The organism is Halococcus sp. PRR34, from assembly GCF_028617175.1.
Taxonomy (GTDB): domain Archaea; phylum Halobacteriota; class Halobacteria; order Halobacteriales; family Halococcaceae; genus Halococcus; species Halococcus salifodinae.
Genome location: NZ_JAQJDA010000004.1, coordinates 140,373 through 164,249, shown reverse-complemented (window position 1 = coordinate 164,249; position 23,877 = coordinate 140,373). Strand labels below are relative to the sequence as shown.

General features: G+C 67.0%; 24 protein-coding genes. 12 read left to right on the top strand and 12 right to left on the bottom strand.

All coding sequences use genetic code 11. The features are described from left to right. The first annotated feature begins 333 nt into the window (after positions 1-333). From PHA81_RS07245 to nadC, 4 genes are all read left to right on the top strand, one after another. Positions 334-1,902 (top strand): amidohydrolase, encoded by a 1,569-nt coding sequence (locus PHA81_RS07245; RefSeq protein ID WP_273836067.1) that lies wholly within the window; start codon positions 334-336, stop codon positions 1,900-1,902. 140 nt (positions 1,903-2,042) lie between these two features. Beyond that, entirely contained in the window at positions 2,043-3,167 is a 1,125-nt protein-coding gene (nadA, locus tag PHA81_RS07240) for a quinolinate synthase NadA (RefSeq protein WP_273836217.1), read from the top strand. 2 nt (positions 3,168-3,169) lie between these two features. After that, a complete protein-coding gene (locus PHA81_RS07235) occupies positions 3,170-4,765 on the top strand; it encodes an FAD-dependent oxidoreductase (RefSeq protein ID WP_273836065.1) in 1,596 nt (531 codons plus the stop codon). Next, complete coding sequence (nadC, locus tag PHA81_RS07230; protein ID WP_273836063.1) at positions 4,749-5,558, top strand: carboxylating nicotinate-nucleotide diphosphorylase; 810 nt, start codon at positions 4,749-4,751, stop codon at positions 5,556-5,558. Before PHA81_RS07235 ends, nadC begins: the two co-directional genes overlap by 17 nt. Positions 5,559-5,596: 38 nt before the next feature. Here nadC and gfo6 read toward each other — a convergent pair whose 3' ends face one another. After that, positions 5,597-6,661 carry a D-xylose 1-dehydrogenase Gfo6 gene (gene gfo6 / locus PHA81_RS07225; protein WP_273836061.1) on the bottom strand — a complete coding sequence of 355 codons (1,065 nt, stop codon included), beginning with the start codon at positions 6,659-6,661 and terminating at the stop codon, positions 5,597-5,599. A gap of 93 nt (positions 6,662-6,754) precedes the next feature. Between gfo6 and PHA81_RS07220 the strand changes: the two genes are divergently transcribed. Beyond that, complete coding sequence (locus PHA81_RS07220) at positions 6,755-8,689, top strand: aconitate hydratase (protein ID WP_273836059.1); 1,935 nt, start codon at positions 6,755-6,757, stop codon at positions 8,687-8,689. 65 nt (positions 8,690-8,754) lie between these two features. Here the strand turns inward: PHA81_RS07220 and gpmI are convergent, their stop codons facing one another. From gpmI to PHA81_RS07205, 3 genes are all read right to left on the bottom strand, one after another. Continuing rightward, entirely contained in the window at positions 8,755-10,338 is a 1,584-nt protein-coding gene (gene gpmI, locus PHA81_RS07215) for a 2,3-bisphosphoglycerate-independent phosphoglycerate mutase (RefSeq protein WP_273836058.1), read from the bottom strand. A gap of 82 nt (positions 10,339-10,420) precedes the next feature. Then, on the bottom strand, positions 10,421-10,546 hold the full coding sequence (locus PHA81_RS07210; RefSeq protein ID WP_049910325.1) for a hypothetical protein: 126 nt from the start codon (positions 10,544-10,546) through the stop codon (positions 10,421-10,423). A 104-nt stretch (positions 10,547-10,650) separates the two neighbouring features. Then, positions 10,651-11,007, bottom strand: a complete 357-nt coding sequence (locus PHA81_RS07205) for a hypothetical protein (protein WP_005045159.1) — start codon at positions 11,005-11,007, stop codon at positions 10,651-10,653. A gap of 126 nt (positions 11,008-11,133) precedes the next feature. Between PHA81_RS07205 and PHA81_RS07200 the strand changes: the two genes are divergently transcribed. Continuing rightward, positions 11,134-11,556, top strand: coding sequence for a universal stress protein (locus PHA81_RS07200; RefSeq protein WP_005045157.1), 423 nt, complete (start codon positions 11,134-11,136; stop codon positions 11,554-11,556). Between the two features lie 242 nt (positions 11,557-11,798). Here the strand turns inward: PHA81_RS07200 and PHA81_RS07195 are convergent, their stop codons facing one another. Then, positions 11,799-12,080 carry a hypothetical protein gene (locus PHA81_RS07195; RefSeq protein WP_273836054.1) on the bottom strand — a complete coding sequence of 94 codons (282 nt, stop codon included), beginning with the start codon at positions 12,078-12,080 and terminating at the stop codon, positions 11,799-11,801. Positions 12,081-12,114: 34 nt separating this feature from the next. On the opposite strand from PHA81_RS07195, the gene PHA81_RS07190 reads away from it, so the two are divergent. Further along, positions 12,115-12,933, top strand: coding sequence for an NAD(+)/NADH kinase (locus PHA81_RS07190; RefSeq protein WP_273836053.1), 819 nt, complete (start codon positions 12,115-12,117; stop codon positions 12,931-12,933). A 102-nt stretch (positions 12,934-13,035) separates the two neighbouring features. Next, positions 13,036-13,983 carry a GTP cyclohydrolase MptA gene (gene mptA / locus PHA81_RS07185; RefSeq protein ID WP_005045153.1) on the top strand — a complete coding sequence of 316 codons (948 nt, stop codon included), beginning with the start codon at positions 13,036-13,038 and terminating at the stop codon, positions 13,981-13,983. Between the two features lie 17 nt (positions 13,984-14,000). Here the strand turns inward: mptA and PHA81_RS07180 are convergent, their stop codons facing one another. The 3 genes from PHA81_RS07180 to PHA81_RS07170 are packed head-to-tail and all read right to left on the bottom strand — an operon-like array spanning position 14,001 to position 16,289. Beyond that, positions 14,001-14,813, bottom strand: coding sequence for a helix-turn-helix domain-containing protein (locus tag PHA81_RS07180; protein WP_005045151.1), 813 nt, complete (start codon positions 14,811-14,813; stop codon positions 14,001-14,003). Positions 14,814-14,867: 54 nt separating this feature from the next. Continuing rightward, positions 14,868-15,959 carry an aminomethyltransferase family protein gene (locus PHA81_RS07175; RefSeq protein ID WP_273836051.1) on the bottom strand — a complete coding sequence of 364 codons (1,092 nt, stop codon included), beginning with the start codon at positions 15,957-15,959 and terminating at the stop codon, positions 14,868-14,870. 36 nt (positions 15,960-15,995) lie between these two features. Continuing rightward, on the bottom strand, positions 15,996-16,289 hold the full coding sequence (locus PHA81_RS07170; protein WP_273836049.1) for a DUF6432 family protein: 294 nt from the start codon (positions 16,287-16,289) through the stop codon (positions 15,996-15,998). Between the two features lie 169 nt (positions 16,290-16,458). Between PHA81_RS07170 and PHA81_RS07165 the strand changes: the two genes are divergently transcribed. The 3 genes from PHA81_RS07165 to PHA81_RS07155 all read left to right on the top strand — a co-directional run bounded on the left by PHA81_RS07165 (position 16,459) and on the right by PHA81_RS07155 (position 18,990). Further along, positions 16,459-17,436, top strand: coding sequence for a hypothetical protein (locus PHA81_RS07165; protein ID WP_273836046.1), 978 nt, complete (start codon positions 16,459-16,461; stop codon positions 17,434-17,436). A gap of 26 nt (positions 17,437-17,462) precedes the next feature. Further along, the gene (locus tag PHA81_RS07160) at positions 17,463-17,855 is read left to right on the top strand and encodes a DUF5611 family protein (protein WP_005045142.1); all 393 of its coding nucleotides are present in this window, start codon (positions 17,463-17,465) and stop codon (positions 17,853-17,855) included. 526 nt (positions 17,856-18,381) lie between these two features. Further along, positions 18,382-18,990, top strand: coding sequence for a hypothetical protein (locus PHA81_RS07155; protein ID WP_273836044.1), 609 nt, complete (start codon positions 18,382-18,384; stop codon positions 18,988-18,990). An 89-nt stretch (positions 18,991-19,079) separates the two neighbouring features. Here PHA81_RS07155 and sepF read toward each other — a convergent pair whose 3' ends face one another. After that, positions 19,080-19,445, bottom strand: a complete 366-nt coding sequence (gene sepF, locus PHA81_RS07150; RefSeq protein WP_005045140.1) for a cell division protein SepF — start codon at positions 19,443-19,445, stop codon at positions 19,080-19,082. A 204-nt stretch (positions 19,446-19,649) separates the two neighbouring features. Here sepF and rimI point away from each other — a divergent pair, with 204 nt between their 5' ends. Next, positions 19,650-20,120 carry a ribosomal protein S18-alanine N-acetyltransferase gene (gene rimI / locus PHA81_RS07145; RefSeq protein ID WP_273836041.1) on the top strand — a complete coding sequence of 157 codons (471 nt, stop codon included), beginning with the start codon at positions 19,650-19,652 and terminating at the stop codon, positions 20,118-20,120. Positions 20,121-20,141: 21 nt separating this feature from the next. Here the strand turns inward: rimI and PHA81_RS07140 are convergent, their stop codons facing one another. The 3 genes from PHA81_RS07140 to PHA81_RS07130 all read right to left on the bottom strand — a co-directional run bounded on the left by PHA81_RS07140 (position 20,142) and on the right by PHA81_RS07130 (position 23,848). After that, positions 20,142-21,209 carry a S8 family serine peptidase gene (locus PHA81_RS07140; RefSeq protein WP_273836040.1) on the bottom strand — a complete coding sequence of 356 codons (1,068 nt, stop codon included), beginning with the start codon at positions 21,207-21,209 and terminating at the stop codon, positions 20,142-20,144. 101 nt (positions 21,210-21,310) lie between these two features. Next, positions 21,311-22,582: an RDD family protein gene (locus PHA81_RS07135; RefSeq protein ID WP_273836039.1), complete on the bottom strand. Its 1,272-nt coding sequence runs from the start codon at positions 22,580-22,582 to the stop codon at positions 21,311-21,313. A 30-nt stretch (positions 22,583-22,612) separates the two neighbouring features. Next, the gene (locus tag PHA81_RS07130; RefSeq protein WP_273836038.1) at positions 22,613-23,848 is read right to left on the bottom strand and encodes a 3-dehydroquinate synthase II; all 1,236 of its coding nucleotides are present in this window, start codon (positions 23,846-23,848) and stop codon (positions 22,613-22,615) included. Positions 23,849-23,877: the final 29 nt, after the last annotated feature.

The following is a 23,877-nucleotide window of genomic DNA, read 5'->3' as shown; positions in this document are numbered from 1 at the left end:
CCGCCTAAGCGTTACCCTCTCTGGTGTGCTTGCTGGCTAGGACTGCTTCGTGTCATGAGGATGTCCGGTGACTATCACCGTCGTCGAGACCGCTACGATGCCGACGCAAATGAGAACCACAAGCCACGAGTCTCCCCAGCCGACTCCCTCGGTCGCTGCGCTCCCTCGGTCATCCCTCGCACGAGTCGCGCGCTTTGGCGCGCTCCCGCGCGCCAACCGCAACTACCGCAGCAGCGACATCAGTACCATCGTACTCGGCATTGGCTCATCACCCATCCGACACGCCCGCTTCGCTGGCTGTATCCTTATTGCCCACCCGATCGTTCCAACGCCATGACCGACGCTGCGGATCTGGTGCTTACGAACGCCGCGGTCCACACGCTGACCGATCCCGACGAGACCGCCGAGGCGGTCGCCGTCCGCGACGGCGAGATCATCCGGGTGGGGTCGACGTACGAGATCGACTTCCTCGCGGGCGTCGACACCCACACGATCGACCTCGACGGCCGCGTGCTCCTCCCGGGATTCATCGACGCCCACACGCATATGGAGGAGCTCGGCAAGCGCCTCGTCCACGCCGACCTCGCCGACGCCACCTCGCCCGACGAAGCGGTCTCGCTGCTCGCAGAGCGCGCCGACGAACTCGACGACGGTGAGACCGACCGCGAGTGGGTTCTGGGCTTCGGCTACGACGAGAGCGCGTGGGAGGAGTCGCGCTATCTCGACCGGGAAGACCTCGATCGGGTGAGCGAGACGCGACCGGTGGTCGCGTTCCGCGAGGACATGCACACCGGGGGCGTGAACGGCGTCGCCCTCGATCGCCTCGGCGACCGGCTTCCCGAGGGCGATGTCCGAACCGAGAACGGCGATCCCACGGGCGTGCTCGTCGAGGATGCGCTCGGCCCCGTTCGAGAAGCGATCGCGCCCGACCGCAACGAGACCCGCGACCTCCTCCTTGCCGCCCAGGAACACGCCAACGAACGCGGCGTCACCGGCGTCCACGACATGATCCGGCACTCCCACGCACCGCGGGTCTACCGCGACCTCGATTCCGCAGGGGAGCTCGCGCTCCGAGTCCGAATCAACTACTGGAGCGATCACCTCGACGCCGCGATCGAAACCGGCCTCGCGACCAACCACGGCAGCGAGTTCGTGCGGACGGGCGCGATCAAGACCTTCACCGACGGGAGCATCGGCGCACGGACCGCGAAACTGACCGAGCCGTACGCCGACACTGAGACCGAAACCGCTGACGGCGGGGCCACTGGTCAGTGGGTCGTTCCGCCCGCCGAACTCCGTGAGATCGTCGAACGTGCCGACGACGCCGGCTTCCAGGTGACGGCCCACGCCATCGGCGACAGGGCGGTCGACGAGGTCCTCGCGGCCTACGCGGCGACCGACGATCCCGGCGGCGCACGTCACCGGATCGAGCACGCCGAACTTCCCTTCGATGGGGCCATCGACCGCTTCGCCGATCTCGACGTGGTGGCGTCGGTCCAGCCGAACTTCCTGAAGTGGGCGGATGAGGGAGGGCTCTACGACGCCCGGATCGGTTCCGAGCGCCGGCGACGCTCGAACCCGCTTCGAGAACTCCGCGACGCCGGAGTTCGACTCGCCTTCGGCAGCGACTGCATGCCGCTCGACCCGCTGCTTGGCGTCCACCACGCCGTGAACGCGCCCGCCGACGTCCAGCGACTCCCCGTGACCGACGCGCTCCGGGCGTACACCCGCGGCGCGGCGTACGCCGGCTTCGACGAGGATCGGCTGGGAACGATCGAACCAGGCAAGCGTGGCGATCTCGTCGCGCTCGACCGCTCGCCGTGGGACCAGCCAGACGACATCGCGGCCATCGATGTCGCGGCAACGATCATCGACGGCGAGATCGTCTACGACGCGCGCTGAGCCCGGTTCGCGGCGATCGGATCCTCCTGTTGTCGAAATCGATAGCTTGTGGTCCCGGCAGATACGTTTTGAAGAGAAAATATTTTCAATAATGGCCACCGTGGGCTAGTGCTACCGGAGTCCCGAAACACATGCCAGAACTGGAAACAACGGACCTCAAAACCGACCTCAGCCTGTTCAAATACGACAATCTGGAACAGCTCCCACCACGATACCGGGAACTGTCCGAATCCGAGCGTACGGAGCGCATCGGGCGGGCGCTCGACGAACTCGGCGACGACGTCCTCGTGCTCGGACACAACTACCAGCGCGAGGAGATCGTCGAGCACGCCGACTTCATCGGCGATTCGTACGCCCTCTCGAAGCGCGCCGCCGAGGCCGACGCCGATCACGTCGTGTTCTGCGGCGTGACGTTCATGGCCGAATCCGCGGACATCATCACCGACGACTCTCAAACAGTCATCCTCCCCTCGATGGAGGCCTCTTGCCCGATGGCGGGGATGGCAGAAGCCCTCCAGGTCGACGCCGCGTGGGCGGAGATCACCGACGCCGCGCCCGACGAGAACATCATCCCGGTGACGTACATGAACTCCTACGCCGACCTGAAGGCCTTTTGTGCCGAGCAGGGCGGGCTCGTCTGCACGTCCTCGAACGCCCACAGGGCCTTCGAGTACGCCTTCGAGCGCGGCGACAAGGTGCTCTTTCTCCCCGACAAACACCTCGGTGAGAACACCGCTCACCGGTTAGGAATGGAAGACGATACTGCTGTGTGGGACCCGTGGGACCCCGAGGGCAAGGACGCGAGCGAGGTCGCGGCGGCCGACATCGTGCTCTGGGAGGGGTACTGCCAGGTCCACGAGCGCTTCCGCGAGAGTCACGTCGAGGAGATTCGGGAGGACCACCCCGACGCGAACGTGGTCGTCCATCCCGAGTGCCGCCGCGAGGTCGTCGAGGCTGCGGACGTGGTGGGCTCGACCAGTACGATCACCGATACGGTGGCCGAGGCCGATCCCGGTGAGACGTGGGCGATCGGAACCGAAATCCACCTCGCGAACCACCTCGCGCGGTGGCATCCCGAGGTCGAGGTCCTGCCGCTCTGCGGCGACGCGTGCATGGACTGCAACGCGATGCGCCAGATCGACCCGAACTACCTGACGTGGGTGCTCGAAGAGCTGGTCGAGGGCCGCGAGCGAAACGTGATCGAAGTCGCGCCCGACGAAAAGGAACTCGCCGGCGTGGCGCTCGACCGAATGCTGGAGATCTGACCGTGCCTGGCACCGAAGCGGACGGCAGCGAGGCTGCGAGCGAGACGGACGAAACCGACGACACGAACGCGACGACCGCCGAAACGCTGGTAATCGGCAGCGGCGTCGCGGGCTGTGCGGCGGCGCTCGCGGCCGCACGCGCAGGCCAAGACGTGTTGCTCGTGACGAAGGCCGAGCGCCCGGCGGACGCGACGAGCTGGTGGGCCCAGGGCGGCATCGCGGTCTCGCGCGAGCACCCCGAAGAGTTCAAGCAGGACATCCTCACGGCGAGCGACGGCGCGGCCGACCCCGAGGCGGTCGACGTCCTCGTGGAGAACGCGAACGACGCCGTCGAGGACGTGCTCGTGGAGACGCTCGACGTGCCGTTCGACACCGACGAGGACGACGACGGGTTCGCATACGGCCGCGAGGCCGCCCACGGCGAGCGCCGAATTCTCCACGTGAACGCGAGCACCGGCCGCCACGTCCTCGGCCCGTTCCTCTCGCATCTCGACGACCATCCGAACGTGGCGATCCGCGAGGACACCGCGGCGCTCGAACTTCTCACCCGCGAGGGCCGGGTCCACGGCGCGATGGTCGAGTCCGATTCGACCGTCGAACCGATCTATGCCGGCGCGACCGTGCTCGCCACGGGCGGGATCGGCGCACTCTACGACCGCTCGACCAACCCCGAGGGCGCGACCGGTGACGGGATCGCGATGGCGGCGCTCGCCGGAGCCGACGTCACGGATATGGAGTACGTCCAGTTCCATCCGACAGCGTATGCCGGAGACGAACCGTTCCTCCTCAGCGAAGCCGTCCGTGGGGAGGGCGCACTGCTCCGGAACGACGAGGAAGAACGATTCATGCCTGACTACCATCCGGACGCCGAACTCGCGCCGCGGGACGTGGTCGCGCGCGCCGTGGCGAGCGAGCGCGACCGGACCGGCGACGTGGTGCTCGACGTCTCGCCGCTCGACTTCGAGGAGGAGTTCCCGGACCTCGCCGCGAAGTGCAACGAGCGCGGAATCGACGTTGAGGCAGGGATTCCGGTGTCGCCCGCCGAGCACTTCGTGTGCGGCGGGATCGGCGTCGATTCTCACGGGCGGACGAGCCTCGATCGGCTGTTCGCGGTCGGGGAGTGCTCCCGAACCGGAGTTCATGGCGCGAACCGGCTCGCCTCGACGAGTCTGCTCGAAGGGTTGGTGTGGGGCCTACGCGCGGGCCAGGCCGCCGCCGCGGACGATGCGTCCCCAGTGGTGGTCGAGGCTCCCGACCTCCGCGACAGCGACCCCGCGCTCCCCGAGGCGTTCGCTGAAGAGAAGTTCAGCCGGCTCCGGCGGACGATGGACGAGTACGTCGGCCTCACCCGCACCCCCGACGGCCTCCGGCGCGCGAGCGCGGCGGTCCGGCGGCTGAAGGGCGAGGTCGACGCCTACGTCCGGACACGCACCTCGCGCGAACTCTACGAACTCCGGGCGGCGACCGTCACGGCACTCCTGATCGTCCGGGCCGCGAGCGAGAACGCCGAGTCGTGCGGCTGTCATCATCTCGTCGACGAGAGCGCCGATACGACCGACGCCAGCGAAGAGAACGAGGTCCATGCCGGTCGCCCGTAGCCAGGTCGAGCGGTGGCTTCACGAGGACCTCGGCCACCACGACGTGACCAACGAGGTGCCGGGCGAGACGACGGGACGACTGGTCGCGAAGGAGTCGGGCGTCGCGGCCGGACTGGAGGCCGCCGTCGCGGTCTTCGACCATCTCGGGGTCGGGGTCGAGACGCACGCCGATCCGGGCGATCGGATCGAGTCGGGCGACACGGTTCTGACCGCCGACGGTGCGGCGCGCGAAGTTCTCCGTGGCGAGCGCGTTGCGGTCAACGTCGCGGGCCACGCCTCCGGGGTCGCCACTCGAACCCGGGAGGCCGTCAACGCCGCCCGCGAGGTGAGCGACGGGGTGCGGATCGCGGGGACGCGCAAGACCACGCCCGGTCTCCGCGGCGTCGAAAAGCGCGCGATCGTCGCTGGCGGCGGCGACACCCACCGGCTCGATCTCTCGCACATGGTGATGGTGAAGGACAACCACGTCGCGGAGATGGGGCTCGAAAGCGCCGTTTCGCACTTCCGCGAGCGTGCCTCCTTCGCCACGAAGATCGAAGTCGAGGTCGAGCGCCCCGCCGAGGGCCGGCGGGCCGCCGAAGCGGGTGCGGACATCGTGCTGTTCGACAACCTCGCGCCCGAAGCGGTCGCAGAAGGCGTCGAGGCGCTGCCCGCAGACGTGCTCGCGGAGGCGAGCGGCGGGATCACGCTCGACACCGTTCCCGAATACGCCGCTACCGGCGTCGACGTGATCTCGTTGGGCTCGCTCACCCATTCGGCCCCGGCATTCGATTACTCCTTCCGGACGGGGTGAGGGCGTTCAGTCACGTTTCTCGGCGACTGATTCGACAGTTACAGTTCGACGCGCTCGCCGGTCTCAGCGGATTCGTAGGCCGCTTCGATGATGCGGAGATCGGTGAGTCCGTCCTCGCCGTCGGTCTCACAGTCCTCGCCGGTGAGCACGCAGTGCGCGAAGTAATCGAACTCCTCGCGGACCTCGTCGACCGACGGGCCGGCGTAGCGGGTGTGAGTGTCGCCACGCTCGACCACGATTTCCTGGGAGACGTCGCCGCCGAAAGGGTCGGTGATGAGCACCTGGCCGTCGGTGCCGAGCACCTGGAGACGGCTGTCGGGGTGGGCGTCGAAACTCGCCGTACACGAGGCAGTCACGCCACCTGGGAAGGTGAGTTGGAGGGCGACATGCTCGTCCACGCGGTCGAACGGTGCTTCCCCGGAGTGAGTCTCGGCCACCACCGACGTGGGATCGGCATCGAGCAGGAAGCGGGTGGTGTTGAGCGGGTACACCCCCAGATCCATCAGCGCGCCGCCGCCCGCAACGTCGGGATCGAGCCGCCACGTGTCGGCGCTCATGTCGTCGAGCAGCCGTGCGGAGAACCCGCCGTGGACCTGGACTGGATCGCCGATCGCGCCGTCGGCGATCAGTTCGCGCATCCGCCTGACCGCGGGTTCGGTTCGGAGCCGGTAGGCTGTCATACACACCACGCCGGCGTCTGCACAGGCCGCGACGATGCGCTCGGCCGCCGCGTGATCCACGGCGAGGGGCTTCTCACAGAGGACGTGTTTGCCGCGGTCGGCGGCGGTCGTCGCGTACTCCTCGTGGAACGCCGGCGGAGTCGCGACGTAGACCGCGTCGTACGCGTCGCTGGCCTCTCCGTCGCGGAACGCCTCGTAGTCAAGCACCCGCTCGACGCCGAACGACGTGGCGAGGTCCGCAGCCTTCTCGGGCGACCCACTCACGAGGACGGTGACCTCGCAGAACTCCGCGTCGCGGATCGCAGGCAGGGCGCGCTCGCGGGCGAACCCACCGAGACCGATCACGGCGATTTCGACTTGCCCCTCGTCGATCGTCTGCCAGTCGCGCCTCGTGAACCCCTCGAAGTAGCCGTCGAGAGCCATTGCCCGCGCTACGGCCGTCGGCGGTAATACGGTTTCCCGGCGCGAGGGATGTCAGCGCAAGAGCAAAGGCCGTTCCCCACGTGGTTCCAGCCCATGTCCGGAACCGTCGCGGAGCAACTCATCGACGACCACCTCGTCGAAGGGGAGATGGAACCAGGCGAGGAGATCGCCCTCGAGATCGACCAGACGCTGACACAGGACGCCACTGGCACGATGGTGATGCTCGAGCTCGAAGCCATGGACGTCGAGCGGACCGAGACCGAACTCTCGGCCCAGTACGTGGATCACAACCTGATCCAGGAGGACAACAAGAACCCCGACGACCACCTCTTCCTCGAAAGCGCCTGCGAGAAGTGGGGCGTCTGGTACTCCGCCGCCGGCAACGGCGTCTCCCATCCCGTCCACCAGCAGCGATTCGGCATCCCGGGCAAGACGCTGCTCGGTTCGGACTCGCACACGCCGGCCGCGGGCGCGATGGGAATGCTGGCGATCGGCTCCGGGGGGCTGGACATCGCGATGGCGATGGCCGGCGAACCCTACCACGTGGCGATGCCCGAGGTGTGGGGTGTCGAACTCACGGGAGAACTCCCCGACTGGTGCAGCGCGAAGGACGTGATCCTCGAAATGTTGCGTCGCCACGACGTCGACGGCGGCGTCGGCCGCGTGATCGAGTATCACGGACCCGGACTAGAGACCCTGACCGCGATGGACCGGCACGTGATCGCCAACATGGGAACCGAACTCGGAGCCACTTCGACTGTGTTCCCCGCCGACGACGCCGTGAAGCAGTTCCTCGCCCAGCAGGGTCGAGAGGACGAGTTCCGTGAACTGCACGCCGATGACGACGCCGAGTACCACGTCACCGAGACCATCGCACTCGACGAGATCGAGCCGCTGATCGCCAAACCCTCTAGTCCAGGCAACGTCGTCCCGGTGACCGAGGTGGCTGGCGACGATCTCTACCAGGCCTACATCGGCTCCAGCGCGAACCCCGGTCTTCGGGATTTCGCGGTGCCGGCGATGATGGTCGCGGGCGAGCGCGTCCCGCCCGCGGTGAGCTTCGACGTGAACCCCACCTCCCGACAGCTGCTCCAGAACCTGACCGAGATGGGATATTTGGGAGATCTGTATGCCAGCGGCGCGCGTGTCCACCAGGCCGGCTGCAACGGCTGCATCGGGATGGGTCAGGCCCCCGCCACCGGGCGGAACAGTCTGCGAACCGTCCCCCGAAATTTCCCCGGGCGCACCGGCACCCGCGAGGACAGCGTGTTCCTCTGTAGCCCGGAGACCGCGGCCGCGAGCGCGCTCAGTGGTAAAATCACGGACCCGCGCACGCTCGAAGACACCCACGACATGACCTACCCCGAGTGGTCCGAACCCGAGGCGGTCATCGTGGACGAGGCGTCGCTGAGCCCGCCGCCCGAGGAGCCAGGTGGCGAACTCGAAAAGGGGCCGAACGTCAAATCGCTGCCTGCATTCGAGGCGGTTCCCGACTCGCTTGCTGGCCCGGTGTTGATGAAAGTCGGTGACGACATCTCGACCGACGAGATCATGCCCGCCGGATCGGACGTGCTTCCCTACCGATCAAACATCCCGAAGATCAGCGAGTGGGTGTTCGATCAGGTCGAGCAGGGGTTCTACCAGCGCGCCGAGGACGCGGGCGCGCCGTGGCTGGCCGTCGGCGGGTCGAACTACGGCCAGGGGAGTTCGCGCGAGCACGCCGCCCTCGCGCCCTACCACCTCGGAATGCGGGCCGCGCTAGCCGTGAGCTACGCCCGCATTCACTGGCAGAACCTCGTGAACTTCGGGATCGTTCCCCTGGAGTTCGTCGACCGTGACGACTACGACGCCATCGAGCAGGGCGACACCCTCGAACTCCCCAGCGTCCGCGAGGAGCTACAGAACGGCTCCGACGTCACCGTGCGCAACGCCACGCGGGACACCACGTTCACGGCCGAACACACGCTGAGCCCGCGCCAGGTCGAAATCGTGCTCCAAGGCGGGATGATCGAGGACTACAAGAACTGATCTCGCCAGTGGGGAGCGCGACGTGCGCGCCGACGAGACGGGGGATGAACCCCGACCCGCGCGGCCTACTCATCCACGACCAGCGTCTCGCCGGTCATCACCTGGGGCACCTCGATGCCGAGCAGCGAGAGGAGCGTCGGCGCGATGTCGGAGAGTTTCCCGTCGGGGCGCACACGTCGGTCTTCCGACGATGCGTCGTCGGGCGTGAGGTAAACCAGCGGCACGGGGTTCAGCGTGTGCGCCGTGTCGGGGTCGCCTGGCGTGCCCATGTCGTCGGCGTTGCCGTGATCTGCGGTCACGAGCACGTGGGCACCCGCCTCGCGGCAGGCCGCGACTAGACGTTCTAGCTGGGTGTCGACGGCCTCGCACGCGGCGACCGCCGCGTCGAAGTCGCCGGTGTGACCGACCATGTCGGGGTTCGCGTAGTTGAGAACCATCACGTCGGGATCGTCCGTCTCGATCACCCCGATGGCCGTGTCGGTCACCGCTTCGGCGCTCATTGCCGGCTGGTGGTCGTAGGTCGGCACGTCCGGGCTGTCGACGATCTCTCGAATTTCGCCGTCGAACTCCACCTCGCGTCCCCCATTGAGGAAGTAGGTGACGTGAGGATACTTCTCGGATTCCGCGATCCGGAGCTGTGTCAACCCGTTGGCGGCGAGGGTCTCGCCGAGGCTGTCCGTGGGCTCGTGAGGCTCGAACGCCACAGGAAAATCGAAGGTCTCGTCGTACTCGGTCATCGTCACCAGTTCGATCGCGGGCTGGTCGAGAGCGGACCCCCACTCGGGACGAGTGTCAGTCAGCATCCGGACGAGCTGGCGCGCGCGGTCGGCCCGAAAATTGAAGAACACGACCGAGTCGCCGTCGCCGAGCGCCGGTCCACTCTGCTCACGGCTCCGCCGTTCGCTCTCCGAGGTCGTTCGAGAGGCGCTTTGCGCCTCGCCCTCGATCGTCGTCGGCTCGACGAACTCGTCGGTCTCGCCGCGGTCGTACGAATCTTCGACCGCCGCGACCGCCGTTCCGGCCGTGTGGTCGGCGTCGCGTTCCACGATCGCGTCGTAGGCCCGGCGAGTACGCTCCCAGTTTTTGTCCCTGTCCATCGCGTAGTACCGACCAGTGACGGTCGCCACGTCGCCGGTGCCGTGCTCGTCGATCGTGGCTTCGAGGTCCGCGAGGTAGCCCGCGCCGCTCTTGGGGGGTGTGTCCCGGCCGTCGGTGAACGCGTGGGTGACCGCGTCGACGCCGCGGTCGGCGGCAGCCTCGATCAGCGCGTGGAGGTGGCGCTGGTCGGAGTGCACGCCGCCATCGCTCACCAGACCCATGAAATGGACTCGGCCGCCGTTCGTCTCGGCGTGGGCGAACGCCGACTCGATGGCGTCGTTCGTCGGGAGCTCGTCCGCCTCGACCGCCCGCGTGATCCGGGTGTACTGCTGATCGATCACTCGCCCTGCGCCGATGGTGAGGTGGCCGACCTCGCTGTTGCCCATCTGGCCGTCGGGGAGGCCGACCGACCGCCCCGAGGTGTCGAGAGTGCCTGTCGCTCCCTCGTCGGCGAGGCGATCCATCGTTGGCGTGTCGGCCGCTCGGATCGCGTCGAGCCGATCGTGGTCGCCGATCCCCCAGCCGTCGAGCACGACGAGCGCCGCTCGCATACGCGTCACTCTCGTCGTGGGTGGCTAATTACCTTCGCACTCGGGCCCACACGGTGGGCGGACTGGTGATGTCGACACCGAGTCAGCCGAACAGTCGGAGGCCGACGCCGATCGCGATCACGACGAGCCCGAGAACCGACGTGATCGGCTCGGGGAGGAACAGCATCACGACACCGATCGCGATCACCAGCGTACTGGTTTTGACCATACGATCGACAGCACCCGAAGCCCGATAGTCGCCCGGCTTTCGAGCGCCGGGCGTGGCCGAACCGTGGTCGTGGCGGGAGTACAGCCGTGTCGCTACCGCCGGAGTCAGAGGATCGGTTCGTCGTGGGTGTCGGGGTCGCGCTCGACGACTTCGATCTCGACGTCGGCCTCGGCGACACCGATCCGGGCGAACTGGGTCCGGAGATGCTCGTGTGCGCCGTCGACCGCGCGCTCGCGGGTCTCGAACCCGTGGGCCACCGGCGATTCGAAGGCGACGTTCACCGTTTCGCCGCCAACCATCTGGCGCTGGCCGCCGCTCTCGACCTCGTAGAAGGAGTCACAGACCCAGACGTAGGGCGCGTCCTCGTCGGGCGCACCGCTGAAGGAGGGAGCGTCCTCACCGCGCTCGTAGAGCGTCCCGGTCAGATCGGTTCCGCCGGCTCGTCCGCAGATCAGAAGCATACCCATTCTCGGTACCGAGCGGCCAAAACCTCGGTGTTCGCCGGCGGGCGGTCGATGGGGCGGTGGCCGATCCCCTCGGAGACAACAAGCCGTGGATTTAACTCGGATGCTATGCTACTACCCCACATGGCGAAACGCGTGTTGGTGCCGATCGACGGCTCGGACGGAGCGTGGGATGCACTGGAGCACGCCGTCACGGAACACCCGGACGCACACCTCACGCTGCTGTACGTCATCAACCCTGTCGGAGCGGGCGCGGGTGGCCAGGTCGGCGACGTCGGCTACGCCGAGGAGTGGTACGAGACCGCCGAACGTCGCGCCGAGGAGCTGTTCGACGTCGCCGCCGATCGTCTCGATGGTCATGCGTTCGACAGCGAGATCGTGGTCGGTCGCCCCTCTCGGGCGATCGTGGAGTTCGCCGACGAGCACCCGATCGACGCCATCGTGATGGGCAGCCACGGCCGCGAGGGTGTCTCGCGCATCCTGCTCGGCAGCGTCGCCGAAACCACCGTCCGGCGCTCGCCGGTGCCGGTGACTGTCGTCCGTTGAACCACCACGTTTTTACTTCGGGGAATCGCGCGCTCGCTGCGCTCGCGCGCTCAACCCCTCGCAAAAACCTGGACTAAAAACACCCGCTCGCTCCCTCCGGTCGCTCGCGGTACAACAACTAGCCTTCTCCGCACTGCTCCGCAACCGCACAGCACCGCCCGAGCCCTCGCGCCTTCGGCGCTCGCCCTCGATCCACCGAGGGCAGCCCCCGCAGCCGCAAACCGCTGAAGCCCTCGCTCGTTTCACTCGCTCACGGGTCGTTCCTCCCCGTTCGCGCGTTCGACGGTGCTCACTCCGTTCGCACCGCCCGACGCTCGCCCTTCATCCGCCAGGCCCGCACCGCTCTGCAACCGCCGCCACAGCCGCACCCGCCCCGCACCCGCCCCGCAACCGCCCCGCACCCGCCCCGCACCCGCCCCGCACCCGCCCCGCAACCGCCCCGCACCCGCCCCGCACCCGCCCCGCAACCGCCCCGCACCCGCCCCGCACCCGCCCCGCAACCGCCGCACGGCACGGCGGACCATGCGGCTTTTGTCTGGTGGGCGTTAGTACCGAACGATGAGAGTCGGGATCGTCGCGCGGCGAGGCAACGAACGCGCAGCCTCGCTCGCCAGCGACGTCCGCGAGCGCCTCCGCAAGGATGGCGTCGAAGTCCGACTCGACGAGGCGACCGCCGACGCGCTCGGTCACGCTGGCCACCCGGTCGATCGAATGAGCGAGTGTGACCTCGTGGTCTCGATCGGCGGCGACGGCACCCTCCTCTTCGCCGCGCGCGGCGCTGACGAGGCCCCCGTGATGGGGGTGAACCTCGGCGAAGTCGGCTTCCTGAACGCCACCCCACCCGAGGAAGCGGTGGCGACGGTCGAACGCGAGGTCGAGCGCATCGAGACCGACGGTCAGCCCCGCACACGCACCGTGCCGCGGCTCCGTGCGACCACCGACGGCCGAACGCTCCCGCCCGCGCTCAACGAAGTCGTGGTCCAAGGCCGGCGCGGGCCTGGCGGGGGGGCCGACGTCGCGGTCGAGATCGACGGGTCGTCGTACTTCGAGAGTCACGCCGACGGCGTGCTCGTCGCCACCCCGACCGGCTCGACCGCGTACAACCTGAGCGAGGGCGGCCCGCTGGTCCATCCCGACGTCGATGCGCTCGTCGTCACCGCGATGTGCGGGGCCGAGACGATGCCCCCGCTGGTCGTCGACGCCGACGAGGTCGTCGTCCGAGTGACGAACGCGCCCGAGGCTGTCGTCGTGGGCGACGGCCGGACCCGCGAGACGATCACGCCACCCGCCGAGGTCACCATCGACCTCGCTCCCGAACCACTGCGGATCGCGGGCCCGCCACTCGAATTCTTCAGCGCACTCGACAAACTCGACTGACCGCACCGCGGCCGCCCGACAGCTGACTGACTGGCTGGGAAAACACGAAACAGTTTGTGGCTTTCGCAAAACGTAACCAGCGCCATCACCAACACCGATCCAATGAGTCAGCAGCTGCCGGATGTCCAGGCCGCCCAGCCCGACGTCACCGTCGGCCTCAATCAGGTCGGCGTCACCGGGGTCGAGAAGCTCGTCGAACTCGATCGGCCCGACGACCGCCCGATCGTCCTGATGGCGGAGTTCGAGGTGTTCGTCGATCTCCCCTCGTGGCGCAAGGGCGCGGACATGAGCCGGAACATGGAGGTCGTCGACGAGACCTTAGAAGCCGCGGTCGCGGAGCCGGCCTACCGAGTGGAAGACGTCTGTGGCGACGCCGCCGAGCGCCTCCTCGAAAAACACGAGTACACCACCGAAGCCACCGTCGAGATGGAGGCCGAACTCGTCACGCGCGAGCGCACCCCCGCGACCGACCGCCCCACCCAAGGAACCGCAACCATCATCGCCGGAGCCTGTGCGACCGAGGAGGGCACCACCGAGGAGATCGGCACTCGCGTGACCGGGATGACGGTCTGTCCGTGTTCACAGGGGATGTCGAACTCGCGCGCCCGCGAAACCCTCGCCGACCTCGGCGTCGACGACGAAACCACGGAAGAGTTCCTCGATCGCGTGCCTCAGGCGGGCCACTCCCAGCGCGGCCACGCGACGCTCAGGGTCGAAAGCGACGGCGCACCCGAGGCCGACCTCTCCGATCTGATCGACGTCGCGCGCGATTCGATGAGCGCACGGATCTACAACCTCGCCAAGCGGCCCGACGAGGACTACATGACCGAGCACGCCCACGCGAACGCGAAGTTCGTCGAGGACTGCGTTCGCGACATGGCCGAGGGTGTGGTCCGGGAGTTCCCCGACCTCCCCGACGACGCGGTCGTGACGATGAAACAGTCCAACGACGAGTCGATCCATCAGCACAACGCTCACGCCGAACGGGTCGCCCAAGTGAGCACCCTCCGCGAGGAACTCGACGACACGGACACCCCGGCAGACGACTGAATCCGCTTTCTCTCCGCCTATCTGTCCCCGAGCGCGAGCGGCTCGGCTTGCTCCCACCGCGGGGTGAACTCCTCCAAGATTTCCGTCGCGAACGCCGGGTCCTGGAAATCGATCATCGCGAACGACTCGCTACTGTCGAGCGGGTGAGGGACCTCGATGCAGGTCTCGACCCCGTCGATCACCGTGAACGTCCGCTCGACCGCGTCGCTGGTCCGGGTGGCAAATCGCTCGTTCGGCGCAAGTCGGTCGAGATAGCGCTCGCCGACGGTCTCGGGCAGCGCCGACACGAGGTCCGGGCGCATCAGCAGCGATACCTCGACGCCGCGCTCGACTGCCGCATCGAGCTCCGCGGTGATCCGGTCGCCGACCGAATCGACGTCGAACTGCCTGGAGAGCGCCGAGGCCACCATGACCACGCTCTCGTCGGCTGTCGCGAGCCGCTCGACGAGGAGGTCAGCGGTGTCGGCCGGCCCGACCGCCGCCGTCCAGAACGTCTCGCTGGACTGGTCGGTCGCGTCGAGCTCGCCGATCAGGTCGTCGACGATCTCCTCGTACTGGTCGGCCTTGGCGTCGAGCTCGCGCTGGCGGTCCTCCAGCAGCCGCGAGAGCGCGGTGTCGGGCTCGACCGCGACGTACTTCTTGGGGCGGCTCGCGGTCTGGGCGCGCACCAGTCCGTGAGTTTCGATGCTCGCCAGGACATCGTAGATCCGGCCCATCGGGACCTCGCTCGCGCGCGAGAGCTCCTTCGCGGTCGTCGGCCCGGTGTCGAGCAGCGCCCGGTAGACCCGCGCCTCGTACTCCGAGAGACCGAGATCCCTGAGACTCGCCATACCACCATCCGTGACCGCGCGAGGATAAACCCACCGGCAGTTTACGCCGACTGCTCAACTCTCGCCGTAGTCAGGGAGTCGTGCCGATCGATCGGTGCCGTCGACGAACGGCAGCGGCTCCTTGGTCGCGTCGTGTTTTTCGTCCTCGGCTTCGATCGCGAGCTCGTCGGTCGGGGCGTCGAACGCGACCAGCGCGAGCGCGATCGGCGCTTCGAGCATCGGACTCTCGGCCGCGCGAGTCACTTCGCCGACCGACTCGCTCCCGGCGAGCACCGTCGCACCCGCTTCGGGCAGCGTCTCACACCGGAGTCCGACCAGCCGTCGGCTCGGCTGTCCGCGGTTCTCGACGCGCGAGACGACTTCCTGACCGACGTAACACCCTTTCTCGAAGTCAAGCGCGTTCCGGAGGCCGAGCACGTTCGGGATTCGCCCTTCGAGTTCGGTGTGATAGAGCGGTGTCCCGGCTTCGAGCGTGAGCGCGTCCCACGTCCGATAGCCGAAGGGCGCGGCGTTCAGTCCGTTGTTGATGAGGGTGTCGAACACGGACTCGGCGCGATCGGCCGCACAGACCACCTCGTACCCCTCCTCGCCGACGAGGCCGTCGCCCCGAATCACCGTCACGCCGTCATCGCCCATCGTCCCGCGCACGAACTGGAGGTGTTCTTCGGGGGTGCTCGCGCCGTTGAGCACGCTCGCGATCTTCTCGGTCGCCTTCGCGCCGTGGACGCCGAACACGCCGAACGCCTCGGTGGCGACTTCGATATCGACGTCCTGGATGAACGTCTTCTCGCTCCAGTCATCGGCGACTGGTGCGGCGCGCTCGGGTGGGGTGAAGAGGAGGAGACGCTCGCCGGCGTTGTAGATATAGAGGTCGGTCTCGATCTTGCCCTGGGGATCACACAGAAGTGCATAGCAGCCCGCACCGTCCTCGTGGGGAACACGGTTCGACACCGCGTTGTCCACGAACTCGACCCGGTCGTCGCCGGTGACGGTGAGCACACCGTAGCCCATCTCGATCGTGCCGACCACGTTTCGGACTGCACGGGCCGCACGATCGGGGCGGCCGTACTCGGTGGCGACCCGGACGCCACCGCGCTCTTCGAACGTCGCGCCGTGGGATTCGTGGACGCCGGCGACGAGCGTCATTTCCGTATCGTCGGCCCCGGGCGGGGATAAGTCGTGCTATAGGCCGAGCCGATCGCGGAGCTCATCGAAAAACGACTCCTCAGTGTCTTCGTCACCTGGTTCGGGCACCACCCGATCATCGGGTTTGATCAGCATGCGCTCGCTATCGTCGTCGGCCTCGATCAAGCCGTCGGCCTTGAGCGCGGCGAGCGCGTCCTCCAGATCGTCGATGCCGACCGCGACGTGCGAGCGGAGTTCGAACACGGTCATGCCGTCCTGACGATCGACCAGCGCGTCGAGGACGGCCACCTCCGTGTCGTCGCGGTTCCGGAACTCCCGCTTTGCCTTCATGTACAGGGCGTTCGACCGGACTCGCCTTACCCTTATCCCCTCGATCGGGGAGTGTCCGCGTCGTGATCGTTCCGATTTCGTCGCCTGCTCTTCTCGTTTCGTTCGTCCACACGGTCTCGTTCGTCCGAAGGGGAGTCTTTATGTCACACAGGGTCCCAATGGCGTTTCAATGGGGCTTCGCTGTTCGGTGCTCGGGCACGACTACGGTGAGACCGGCGTCGAGCGCGAGCGCGACGAACGGGGAGCGGAGGTCGTCCGGACGGCAAAGCGGGTCCAGACGTGTCGACACTGCGGTCACGAACGGACCGTTTCGGCGAACACCGAGATCACGGCGCTCGAACCCGAGGCCGGCGTGGTCCGCGACGGGGATGGCCGCGTGGTCGCGGCGACCGCCGAGGAGAACGTGGCGGCCGACGGAACTGGCTCGATCACGATCGAGGACGGCACGCTCGATGGCGGAACCGCGACCGACGACGCGACGAGTTCCACCGGGGACGCGGCGGTCTCGCTCGACGAGATCTCGGGAACGGACGTCGAGGGGCTATCGACGAACGAGCCAGCAAGCGGCACGGCCGCGAACGAACACGAGCCCGACGCCACTGCAGCCAAGCCAACGACCGACACCACCGCGACCGAAACAGCGACCGAACACGACTCCGGCACCACCGCGACCAAACACGACTCCGGCACCACCGCGACGGACACCGCTGTGGCGGACGACGAGAGCGAGATTCCGACCGTCGAGGCGTCACGGACTGACGACCCTGCCGACGAACCGGGCCGCGCACCCGGTGAGTGGCCAGCGGATCCAGGTGCCGAATCGGCAGGATCGACGGGACGGACGGGGAACGGGGCGGGATCGCTTACGCCCATCGGCGACGCAGCTGACACCGCGGCCGGCAGCGACCCGGGATCGAGGACACAGCCGCTCACCGAGGGGTGGACGCTGGAGAGAGCTGAAGCGCGCGCGAAAGAGGAAGGTGCAGCCGGGACGAACGGCTCGCCCGGGACGGCCGAGCCGGGAGAGACGTTCGTGTGCCGGCAGTGTGGGTTCACCGCCGTGGTCGTCGACTCGCCGCTGCGGGCGGGTGACAGCTGCCCGGAGTGTCGGACGGGGTATCTCGCGCGCGGGACGCGAAAGGAATAACCCCGCTGCTCGCAAACGAACCGTTCATGCGTGAGTACAAGATGCGGCGCGGTGAGCATCTCGACGAACGGATCCCCGACATGACAGGCACCGTCGAGGGGTACTTCGGGGAGATTACGGCGACCCAGGAGCACAACGGCAGCGATCTCCACGTCGTCGAGGATCCCGAGAACCCGGTGTTCGAACGGATCGTCGCGGGCACGGTATCCTACGGCAGCAAGAAAGACACCCTCGCAGTCGATTTCGAGGAACGTCCAGCCGAGGACGTGATCGCCGAGGGCAACGCCGACGCGGCCGCCGACGCGGTCGACGCGAAAAACGAGTTCCTGCTCGAAGCCACCGGCCGCGACGCCAAGAGCCGCCGCGAGTCGATGAAACGCACCGTCGAGGACGACGCGGACACACCCGACAACGTCTGAAATCGTTTTCGGTGCGAGTAGTGGTTCGTACAACGTTATTACGCAGGGCGGCGGGGCACAAATTATGACGACGAGATCTATTCGACGAACGGCTGTCACCGTGTTACTGGTGATACTCGTGCTGGCCGCCGGCTGTTCGAGCCTTGCCGGGAACTCCGATACACAGGACACGACCACAACCAGTACCATGCTGGAGGGGACAGCGACGGCGGCATCAACTCCGGGTTCGTCCGGAACGACCACTCCGACGCCCACTGCCAATCCAACGAGCGTTTCGACGGAAACGGCGACGCAAACGCCTACAGCAACGTCGGCATCCACGGCGACATCGACACCGACTCCGACACCCACGCCGACGCGAACCGAGACGACCACGCAGACAGCGACACCGACCGAAACGCCAACCGCGACTCCGACGCAGTCCTCGACGCAAACGGATCGGTCGAGACCTGACGGCACGTACAATCTGACGATCGTCGCAGCCAACGGCGGCGAGTCACATTATCGGGTATTCGGCCAGTTTGGAATGAGACTCGGCCCCGAGGCCGATAGAGAGAACGCCAAATACCCGGATGCGATATACAACGACGATCCGTATTACATTCAAGGCTACATCGGTGATGGCGGAGTCGATAGCTACTACACATACGGTGGTGGCCCCGGCGAGATCCCGTATTATTCCTCCAGGAACAATGGGAACGCGACGTTGCACGTCTACGTTAACGGCAACCAAACACGGACCGTTGCTCCGGGCGAGGGAGTCGAAGAAGATTTCGGTCCGTCAGCACCTCCGAAGGGTAACAACACCATTACCGTCAAAGCCGCCGGTGATGGCGCATCGAGCTATCGACTCTCGTCGAAAAACGAGTCGTACAACCCTATTTACGTGGAGTACGGGGCAAATCCCTACCAAACGGCGAAGTATCCAGACTATTCGAACATTGACAACGCCGGTCAAATCCATTCCGCTGCCGGTGGATTCGTCGCCGACGGCGGTGTCGATTCGTTCTCGTCCGACCACAGGCTCACGAAGGTGACGAACAACGGAACAGCGACGTTGAAGATCTACCAGAACGACGAGTTGTGGGCGACCCTCCAGCCGGGTGAGGAGGTGTCCAAAGGAGAAGATTCCTAGCAGTCGAATCGACCGATAGACGCGCTGGTTGCTGCGCGATTCGTGCTACCGAAAGGCCGATTTGTTCCGATCTGACGCCGAAAGTTGGCCTACTGGCCGAGTTTCGTGCGTGAAATACCGATCGTCCCGGGCGTGATGATGAGCTGGTCGTCGGCCTTCTGGATGATGTCGCCGCCGACCTCGCTGGTGATCTCCTGGAGGTCCTGGGTGATGCGCTCCATCGTCTGGTCGGTGGTGGAGTGACGAGTGATGTCGGCGATCACGATGTCGCCGTCGTAGATGGCGTTTTTGATGTCGATGACGTCACGCTGGCTGTCGATACTGGCGATATGCACCGTAGTCGCCGTCTCGCCGACCGACCCCTCGACGTCGTCGGCATCGAGTTCGACGTACTCGCCGCCGCCGGTCCCGCGTCGCGGCTCGCGACTCCCGAGAAGGTTGTCCATCAGACCCATGCCCGCTACCGCGGCCGTCGGCGGTATATCTCTTACGACGCAGTGTCACGCCCGTCCCGAGTGAGCACCGCGACGGTCCGCCGACTCGGGGCGATTCCACCGGCTCGGGGCGACTCCGTCGAACCAGGGCGACTCCGCCGACAGCGAGATCGATCACGGGGCGATTCTCCGGCAGTATAAGTGTCCACCAGCCCTACGCCGGGCGTGACCACGACGGCCACGGACGATCGCCCCGTCCGGACCCGTGCGGCCGATCGGGCCGATCTGCTGGCGGTGTTCCGGATCGAGAAGGCCTCGTTTCCGCAGCCGTGGCCGTATCGTGCGTTCGAGCGGTTCCTCGGCGAACCGGGATTTCTGGTGGCCGATTCCGGCGAGGTGGTCGGGTACGTGCTCGCCGACGTGACGCCGAACGGCGGCCGACGGATCGGCCACGTCAAGGACATCGCGGTGGCCCCGTTCGCCCGGGGGCAGGGCGTCGGCGCGACCCTACTCGGTCGGGCGATCGACGTCACGCGCGAGCGGAACGCAGGGTCGGTCAGGCTCGAAGTCCGCGAGAGCAACGAGCCCGCGCTCGCGCTCTACCGTCGGTTCGGCTTCAGCCACCGCACCACCTCACCGGGCTACTACGCCGACGGCGAGGACGCATTCGTGTTGGTTCGAGATCTTGACGGGTGATGACACCGGTGCTGTCGGCGGTCAGCGCTCGTCGCCAACGTCGCCCCTCACGGCAGCCGCGTAGTCGGCGAGGCCGGCCCCATCGCGCGGTTGGTCCGGGATATCACGAGCAGCCGCCTCGAAGTCGCGCATGATCGTCTCCGGTTCCGTCGATTCCCCGGCATCGAGATACTTCGCCACCATGCCGGCCACCTCGGGAGCCGAAAACGAGGTCCCCGACGATTTCACCCACGGCCCGTCGAGATCGGTTCCCATCGTCGTCCCCGACGCCTGGGCGAGTCGGTTGTCCTTCCCGATGGCGGCCACGTCGGGGTTGTCGCGGTCGGGGTTGTAGGAAGAAAACTCCGCGATCGCCCCGTCCTCGGTGCAGGCCGCGATCGAGAACGCGCGCTCGGCAGTCGCGGGGCTGCCCGATCGCTTCCCGGAGTTGCCGGCCGACACCACGTCCCGGATGCCCGTCTCGACGAGGCCGTTGTGGACGCGGTTGATCGCTCGTGAGTTTTCCTGCGATCCCCACGACATGTTCACGACGTCGTACGCGTCGGTGTTGTCGTGGAGCCACTCGTAGGCGCGCATGATGACGTTGTTTTTCGTCCGGCCCTCCGCGCCGAAAATTCGGAGTGCGATCAGGTCCGCTGCGGGGGCAATTCGGGAGATCTGCCCCAGCACGGCAGTGCCGTGACCGACCGCATCGCCCGTCCCCGATCCCGTGACGTCGACCTGCTGGATGGCGACGTCCTCGAACACCGGATGGTCGGGATCGATCCCCGAATCCATCGCCACCACGGTGAGACCCGCGCCGGTGGCGTCGTCCTCGGGAACGTCGTGGAGTCGCCGGACGTCCTGGATCGTGGCCACCGTGTCGCGCTCCTCGCTCACGTGTGCGGGTTCGACGTGAGGTTCGATCTCGTAGTTCGCCTCGATCGCGAGCACCCGGTCGTCGTCGGCGATGGCCGACTCGTGCTCGGCCTCACACTCCACGAGCGCCGCGCTCCCGACGTCGCCGAAGTGGTACGTCTCGACGACATCGCAGTCCATTCCTTCGAGGAACTCGGCCGGCTCGCGCGCGAAGACGATACGTTCGTTCATTGGTCCCATGACTCGTTCTTTCGGCTACGTCGTCTTAACGTTGTTCCAAATGACAGGCAGAAATCACGCAACGAAGACCGATTCCACCGAGAGCACCCGCGTCACGAGTCCGTTTTCGTGATTATCGTTCCAGCGACCAGATCTCCGAGACGCTGGCGCTGTCTGGTGAGCGCCATCGCGACGAAGCCGATGAGATAGAACAGCGGGAAATCGACGATCCGAAGGAGGTTGCGGATCGCAACGCTTCGCGTCGAGCACTGCGACCCGTCGGCGGCCACGACGACCAACCCGAGGAGTCGCTTGCCGATCGTGCGCCCGAACGTCGCTTCGAGGACGAAGCCGTACAACACCGGCGTCGAGAACGCGCCGACAAGCAGTCCCAGTGGTATCGTTCCGAAAACGAGTTCGGAGACGGCCCCGCCCATGACCGCCACTGGAAGGGCGAGAACGCTGACGATGACGAGATCGATCAGCCCCGCCACCGTCCGTGCGGACGTGGTGCGAGAGTTGAGTGGTTCGCGCGAGTCCGGGTGGGTGAACACGCCGTCGTCCGTGGGTTCGGGATCGGTGCGTTCGTCGTCGGAGCGCTGGAGCCACTTGCTCGCCCTGGATCGGGCGATCGAAACGCCGGTATCGCCGGCCAGTCGGATGAGGCCACTGAGATGGGCCTTGCCGGTGATCAGGCAGGCCCGCTCGTAGCCGTGTTCGGCCGACAGCGCCTCGATTCGCTCCAGCATGTGTCGGTTTCGTTCGGCAAGCGTTCGCTTGACGAACACCACGAACGTGAGGAAGAACACGGCGAGGACGGGGAGCGAGAGTACTCCGAACCAGAACCCGAGCCCCACCGCGAGCCACGGCACTACCGCTCCGAGGAACGAACCGAGGAAGGGGACGTACCGAGCCGGAATGCTGGCCACCAGCCACGCCGCCAGCAGCACGGCGGCCGTCGTCAGTAGCGACCGTGGCCAGAGCACACCGAGGCCGGCGACGAGCGCCCAGTTGGCGACGATCCACGGCCACGGGCTTTCGGCCGCGATGAGCAGCGGATGGTCGTCGACACGGTGAAGCGGTACGTCGCGTTCGTCGCTCAGGCGACGGGCAGCGTTCATTTCGACACTGAACAGCGGGCTCATCCTTCGGTTGAGGAGAACGAACAGCGGCATCTGCAGGAGGCTGTTGAAAACGAGTCCGAAGAAGAAAACGGGAGCCTTCAGCAGGCATCGACCGTACGTGGTCCAGCTCGGATCCTCCTCGGGATATTCGATGAACAGTGCATCGAACGTTCCAGAATACTCCCGGAGTTCAGAAGTCACTTTTTCGAGCCGGTCGATGTGGATGACACCGAACAGCCACAGCGCGACGCTATCCGCCATACAATCGGCGAGCGGGGCTGATCACGTCGCTCACTGCTCGACGATCCGCTCGTCGACCGCCTCGCCGAAGTGGCGGGCGGTGTCCTCGTAGTAGACCCGCACCTCGTCGCCGGCTTCGAGATCGGTCACCGCCCGCGGCCCGTCGCGGGTGGCGACTTTGATGGTTTCGGCGTTCTGGAGCAGCGTCTCGATCCGATCCCCCTCAGGCGGCGTACTGTCGCTGTCGTCCGGCTCGGCCTCGTCGACCCCGCCGGAATCGTCCACATCGCCCGCCTCGGTGTCGCCGCCGACAGCGGCCTCGATCCGGAACATCGGCCGGCGCTCGATCTTGGCGCGTCCGACGACCGCCTCGCGCGCCCGGCCGTCGGTGTCGATCACCTGGACCTCGTCGCCGCTTCCTAGCTCCGCGAGGTACTTCGTCCCGCCGCCGGGCGTCCGGACGTAGGCGTGGACCGCACCCGCGTTCACCCGGAACGGGCGGGAAGCGACGTACGGCGATTCGGCGGTCTCGGCGTGGACGAAGAAGAGCCCGCGGCTCATCGATCCCACGAGCATCCCCTCGTCGCTCTCCATCAGCGAGCCGGTGTCGACGCAGACCCGATCGGCGGAGCCGACCCGCTCGATCTCGGTGATCGTCGCCCACTGGAGGTCGAGCTGTTCGCGCTCGGCCTCGTCCCTGATTTCGACGGTTTGCCTGATCTCGTCGGGATCGTCCGAATCGAGCAGGACGCCGTCAGCCCCGGTTTCGAGCGTCTCGAACGCGGTGCGGGCCTCCGCCGCGGTCTCGACACCCGCGACGAGTTCGGTCTCGTCGCCGATCCGTGCGATCAGGTTTTCGAGCGGGATGATGGTCCAGTCCTCGCTCACCACGAGGGTGTGATCGGCGGCCTCGGCCGCGGTCTCGGCGAAAGATTCGTAATCCTGGTTGAACACCCGGACGTAGGCGGTGTCGGCGTCGCCCCGTCGGAGCGTCGAGAGGTCCGCCGATCCCGAGAGGTCGGGTGGGAGGTCGGCGGTGCCGTCGCCCTCGCCGTCCTTGCCGACGGCGACCGCATCCGGCCCGTCGTCTACGGTGTCGACGACATCGATCCCCCCGTTCCGGAAGGCGGCGATCGACACCGCACCGAGATCGCGCACGCGCGAGACATCGTCCTCGTCGACGAGGACCCAGTCGACGCCGGCCTCAAGCCCCGCGGTGATCCGCTTCTTTCTACTCTCCCAGTCGCCCACCGCGTCGTCGGCCTTGAGCCAGACGGAACGTGTCATAGCGTGGCGCTCGGTGCGGGGCGGCTTGA

Excerpts from the sequence above, each read along its gene's own strand:
- PHA81_RS07245 (WP_273836067.1), top strand. The coding sequence starts at position 334 with ATGACCGACGCTGCGGATCTGGTGCTTACGAACGCCGCGGTCCACACG.
- nadC (WP_273836063.1), top strand. The coding sequence starts at position 4,749 with ATGCCGGTCGCCCGTAGCCAGGTCGAGCGGTGGCTTCACGAGGACCTC.
- gfo6 (WP_273836061.1), bottom strand. The coding sequence starts at position 6,661 with ATGGCTCTCGACGGCTACTTCGAGGGGTTCACGAGGCGCGACTGGCAG.
- PHA81_RS07220 (WP_273836059.1), top strand. The coding sequence starts at position 6,755 with ATGTCCGGAACCGTCGCGGAGCAACTCATCGACGACCACCTCGTCGAA.
- gpmI (WP_273836058.1), bottom strand. The coding sequence starts at position 10,338 with ATGCGAGCGGCGCTCGTCGTGCTCGACGGCTGGGGGATCGGCGACCAC.
- PHA81_RS07210 (WP_049910325.1), bottom strand. The coding sequence starts at position 10,546 with ATGGTCAAAACCAGTACGCTGGTGATCGCGATCGGTGTCGTGATGCTG.
- PHA81_RS07205 (WP_005045159.1), bottom strand. The coding sequence starts at position 11,007 with ATGCTTCTGATCTGCGGACGAGCCGGCGGAACCGATCTGACCGGGACG.
- PHA81_RS07200 (WP_005045157.1), top strand. The coding sequence starts at position 11,134 with ATGGCGAAACGCGTGTTGGTGCCGATCGACGGCTCGGACGGAGCGTGG.
- PHA81_RS07195 (WP_273836054.1), bottom strand. The coding sequence starts at position 12,080 with ATGGTCCGCCGTGCCGTGCGGCGGTTGCGGGGCGGGTGCGGGGCGGGT.
- PHA81_RS07190 (WP_273836053.1), top strand. The coding sequence starts at position 12,115 with ATGAGAGTCGGGATCGTCGCGCGGCGAGGCAACGAACGCGCAGCCTCG.
- mptA (WP_005045153.1), top strand. The coding sequence starts at position 13,036 with ATGAGTCAGCAGCTGCCGGATGTCCAGGCCGCCCAGCCCGACGTCACC.
- PHA81_RS07180 (WP_005045151.1), bottom strand. The coding sequence starts at position 14,813 with ATGGCGAGTCTCAGGGATCTCGGTCTCTCGGAGTACGAGGCGCGGGTC.
- PHA81_RS07175 (WP_273836051.1), bottom strand. The coding sequence starts at position 15,959 with ATGACGCTCGTCGCCGGCGTCCACGAATCCCACGGCGCGACGTTCGAA.
- PHA81_RS07170 (WP_273836049.1), bottom strand. The coding sequence starts at position 16,289 with ATGAAGGCAAAGCGGGAGTTCCGGAACCGCGACGACACGGAGGTGGCC.
- PHA81_RS07165 (WP_273836046.1), top strand. The coding sequence starts at position 16,459 with ATGGGGCTTCGCTGTTCGGTGCTCGGGCACGACTACGGTGAGACCGGC.
- PHA81_RS07160 (WP_005045142.1), top strand. The coding sequence starts at position 17,463 with ATGCGTGAGTACAAGATGCGGCGCGGTGAGCATCTCGACGAACGGATC.
- PHA81_RS07155 (WP_273836044.1), top strand. The coding sequence starts at position 18,382 with ATGAGACTCGGCCCCGAGGCCGATAGAGAGAACGCCAAATACCCGGAT.
- sepF (WP_005045140.1), bottom strand. The coding sequence starts at position 19,445 with ATGGGTCTGATGGACAACCTTCTCGGGAGTCGCGAGCCGCGACGCGGG.
- PHA81_RS07140 (WP_273836040.1), bottom strand. The coding sequence starts at position 21,209 with ATGAACGAACGTATCGTCTTCGCGCGCGAGCCGGCCGAGTTCCTCGAA.
- PHA81_RS07135 (WP_273836039.1), bottom strand. The coding sequence starts at position 22,582 with ATGGCGGATAGCGTCGCGCTGTGGCTGTTCGGTGTCATCCACATCGAC.
- PHA81_RS07130 (WP_273836038.1), bottom strand. The coding sequence starts at position 23,848 with ATGACACGTTCCGTCTGGCTCAAGGCCGACGACGCGGTGGGCGACTGG.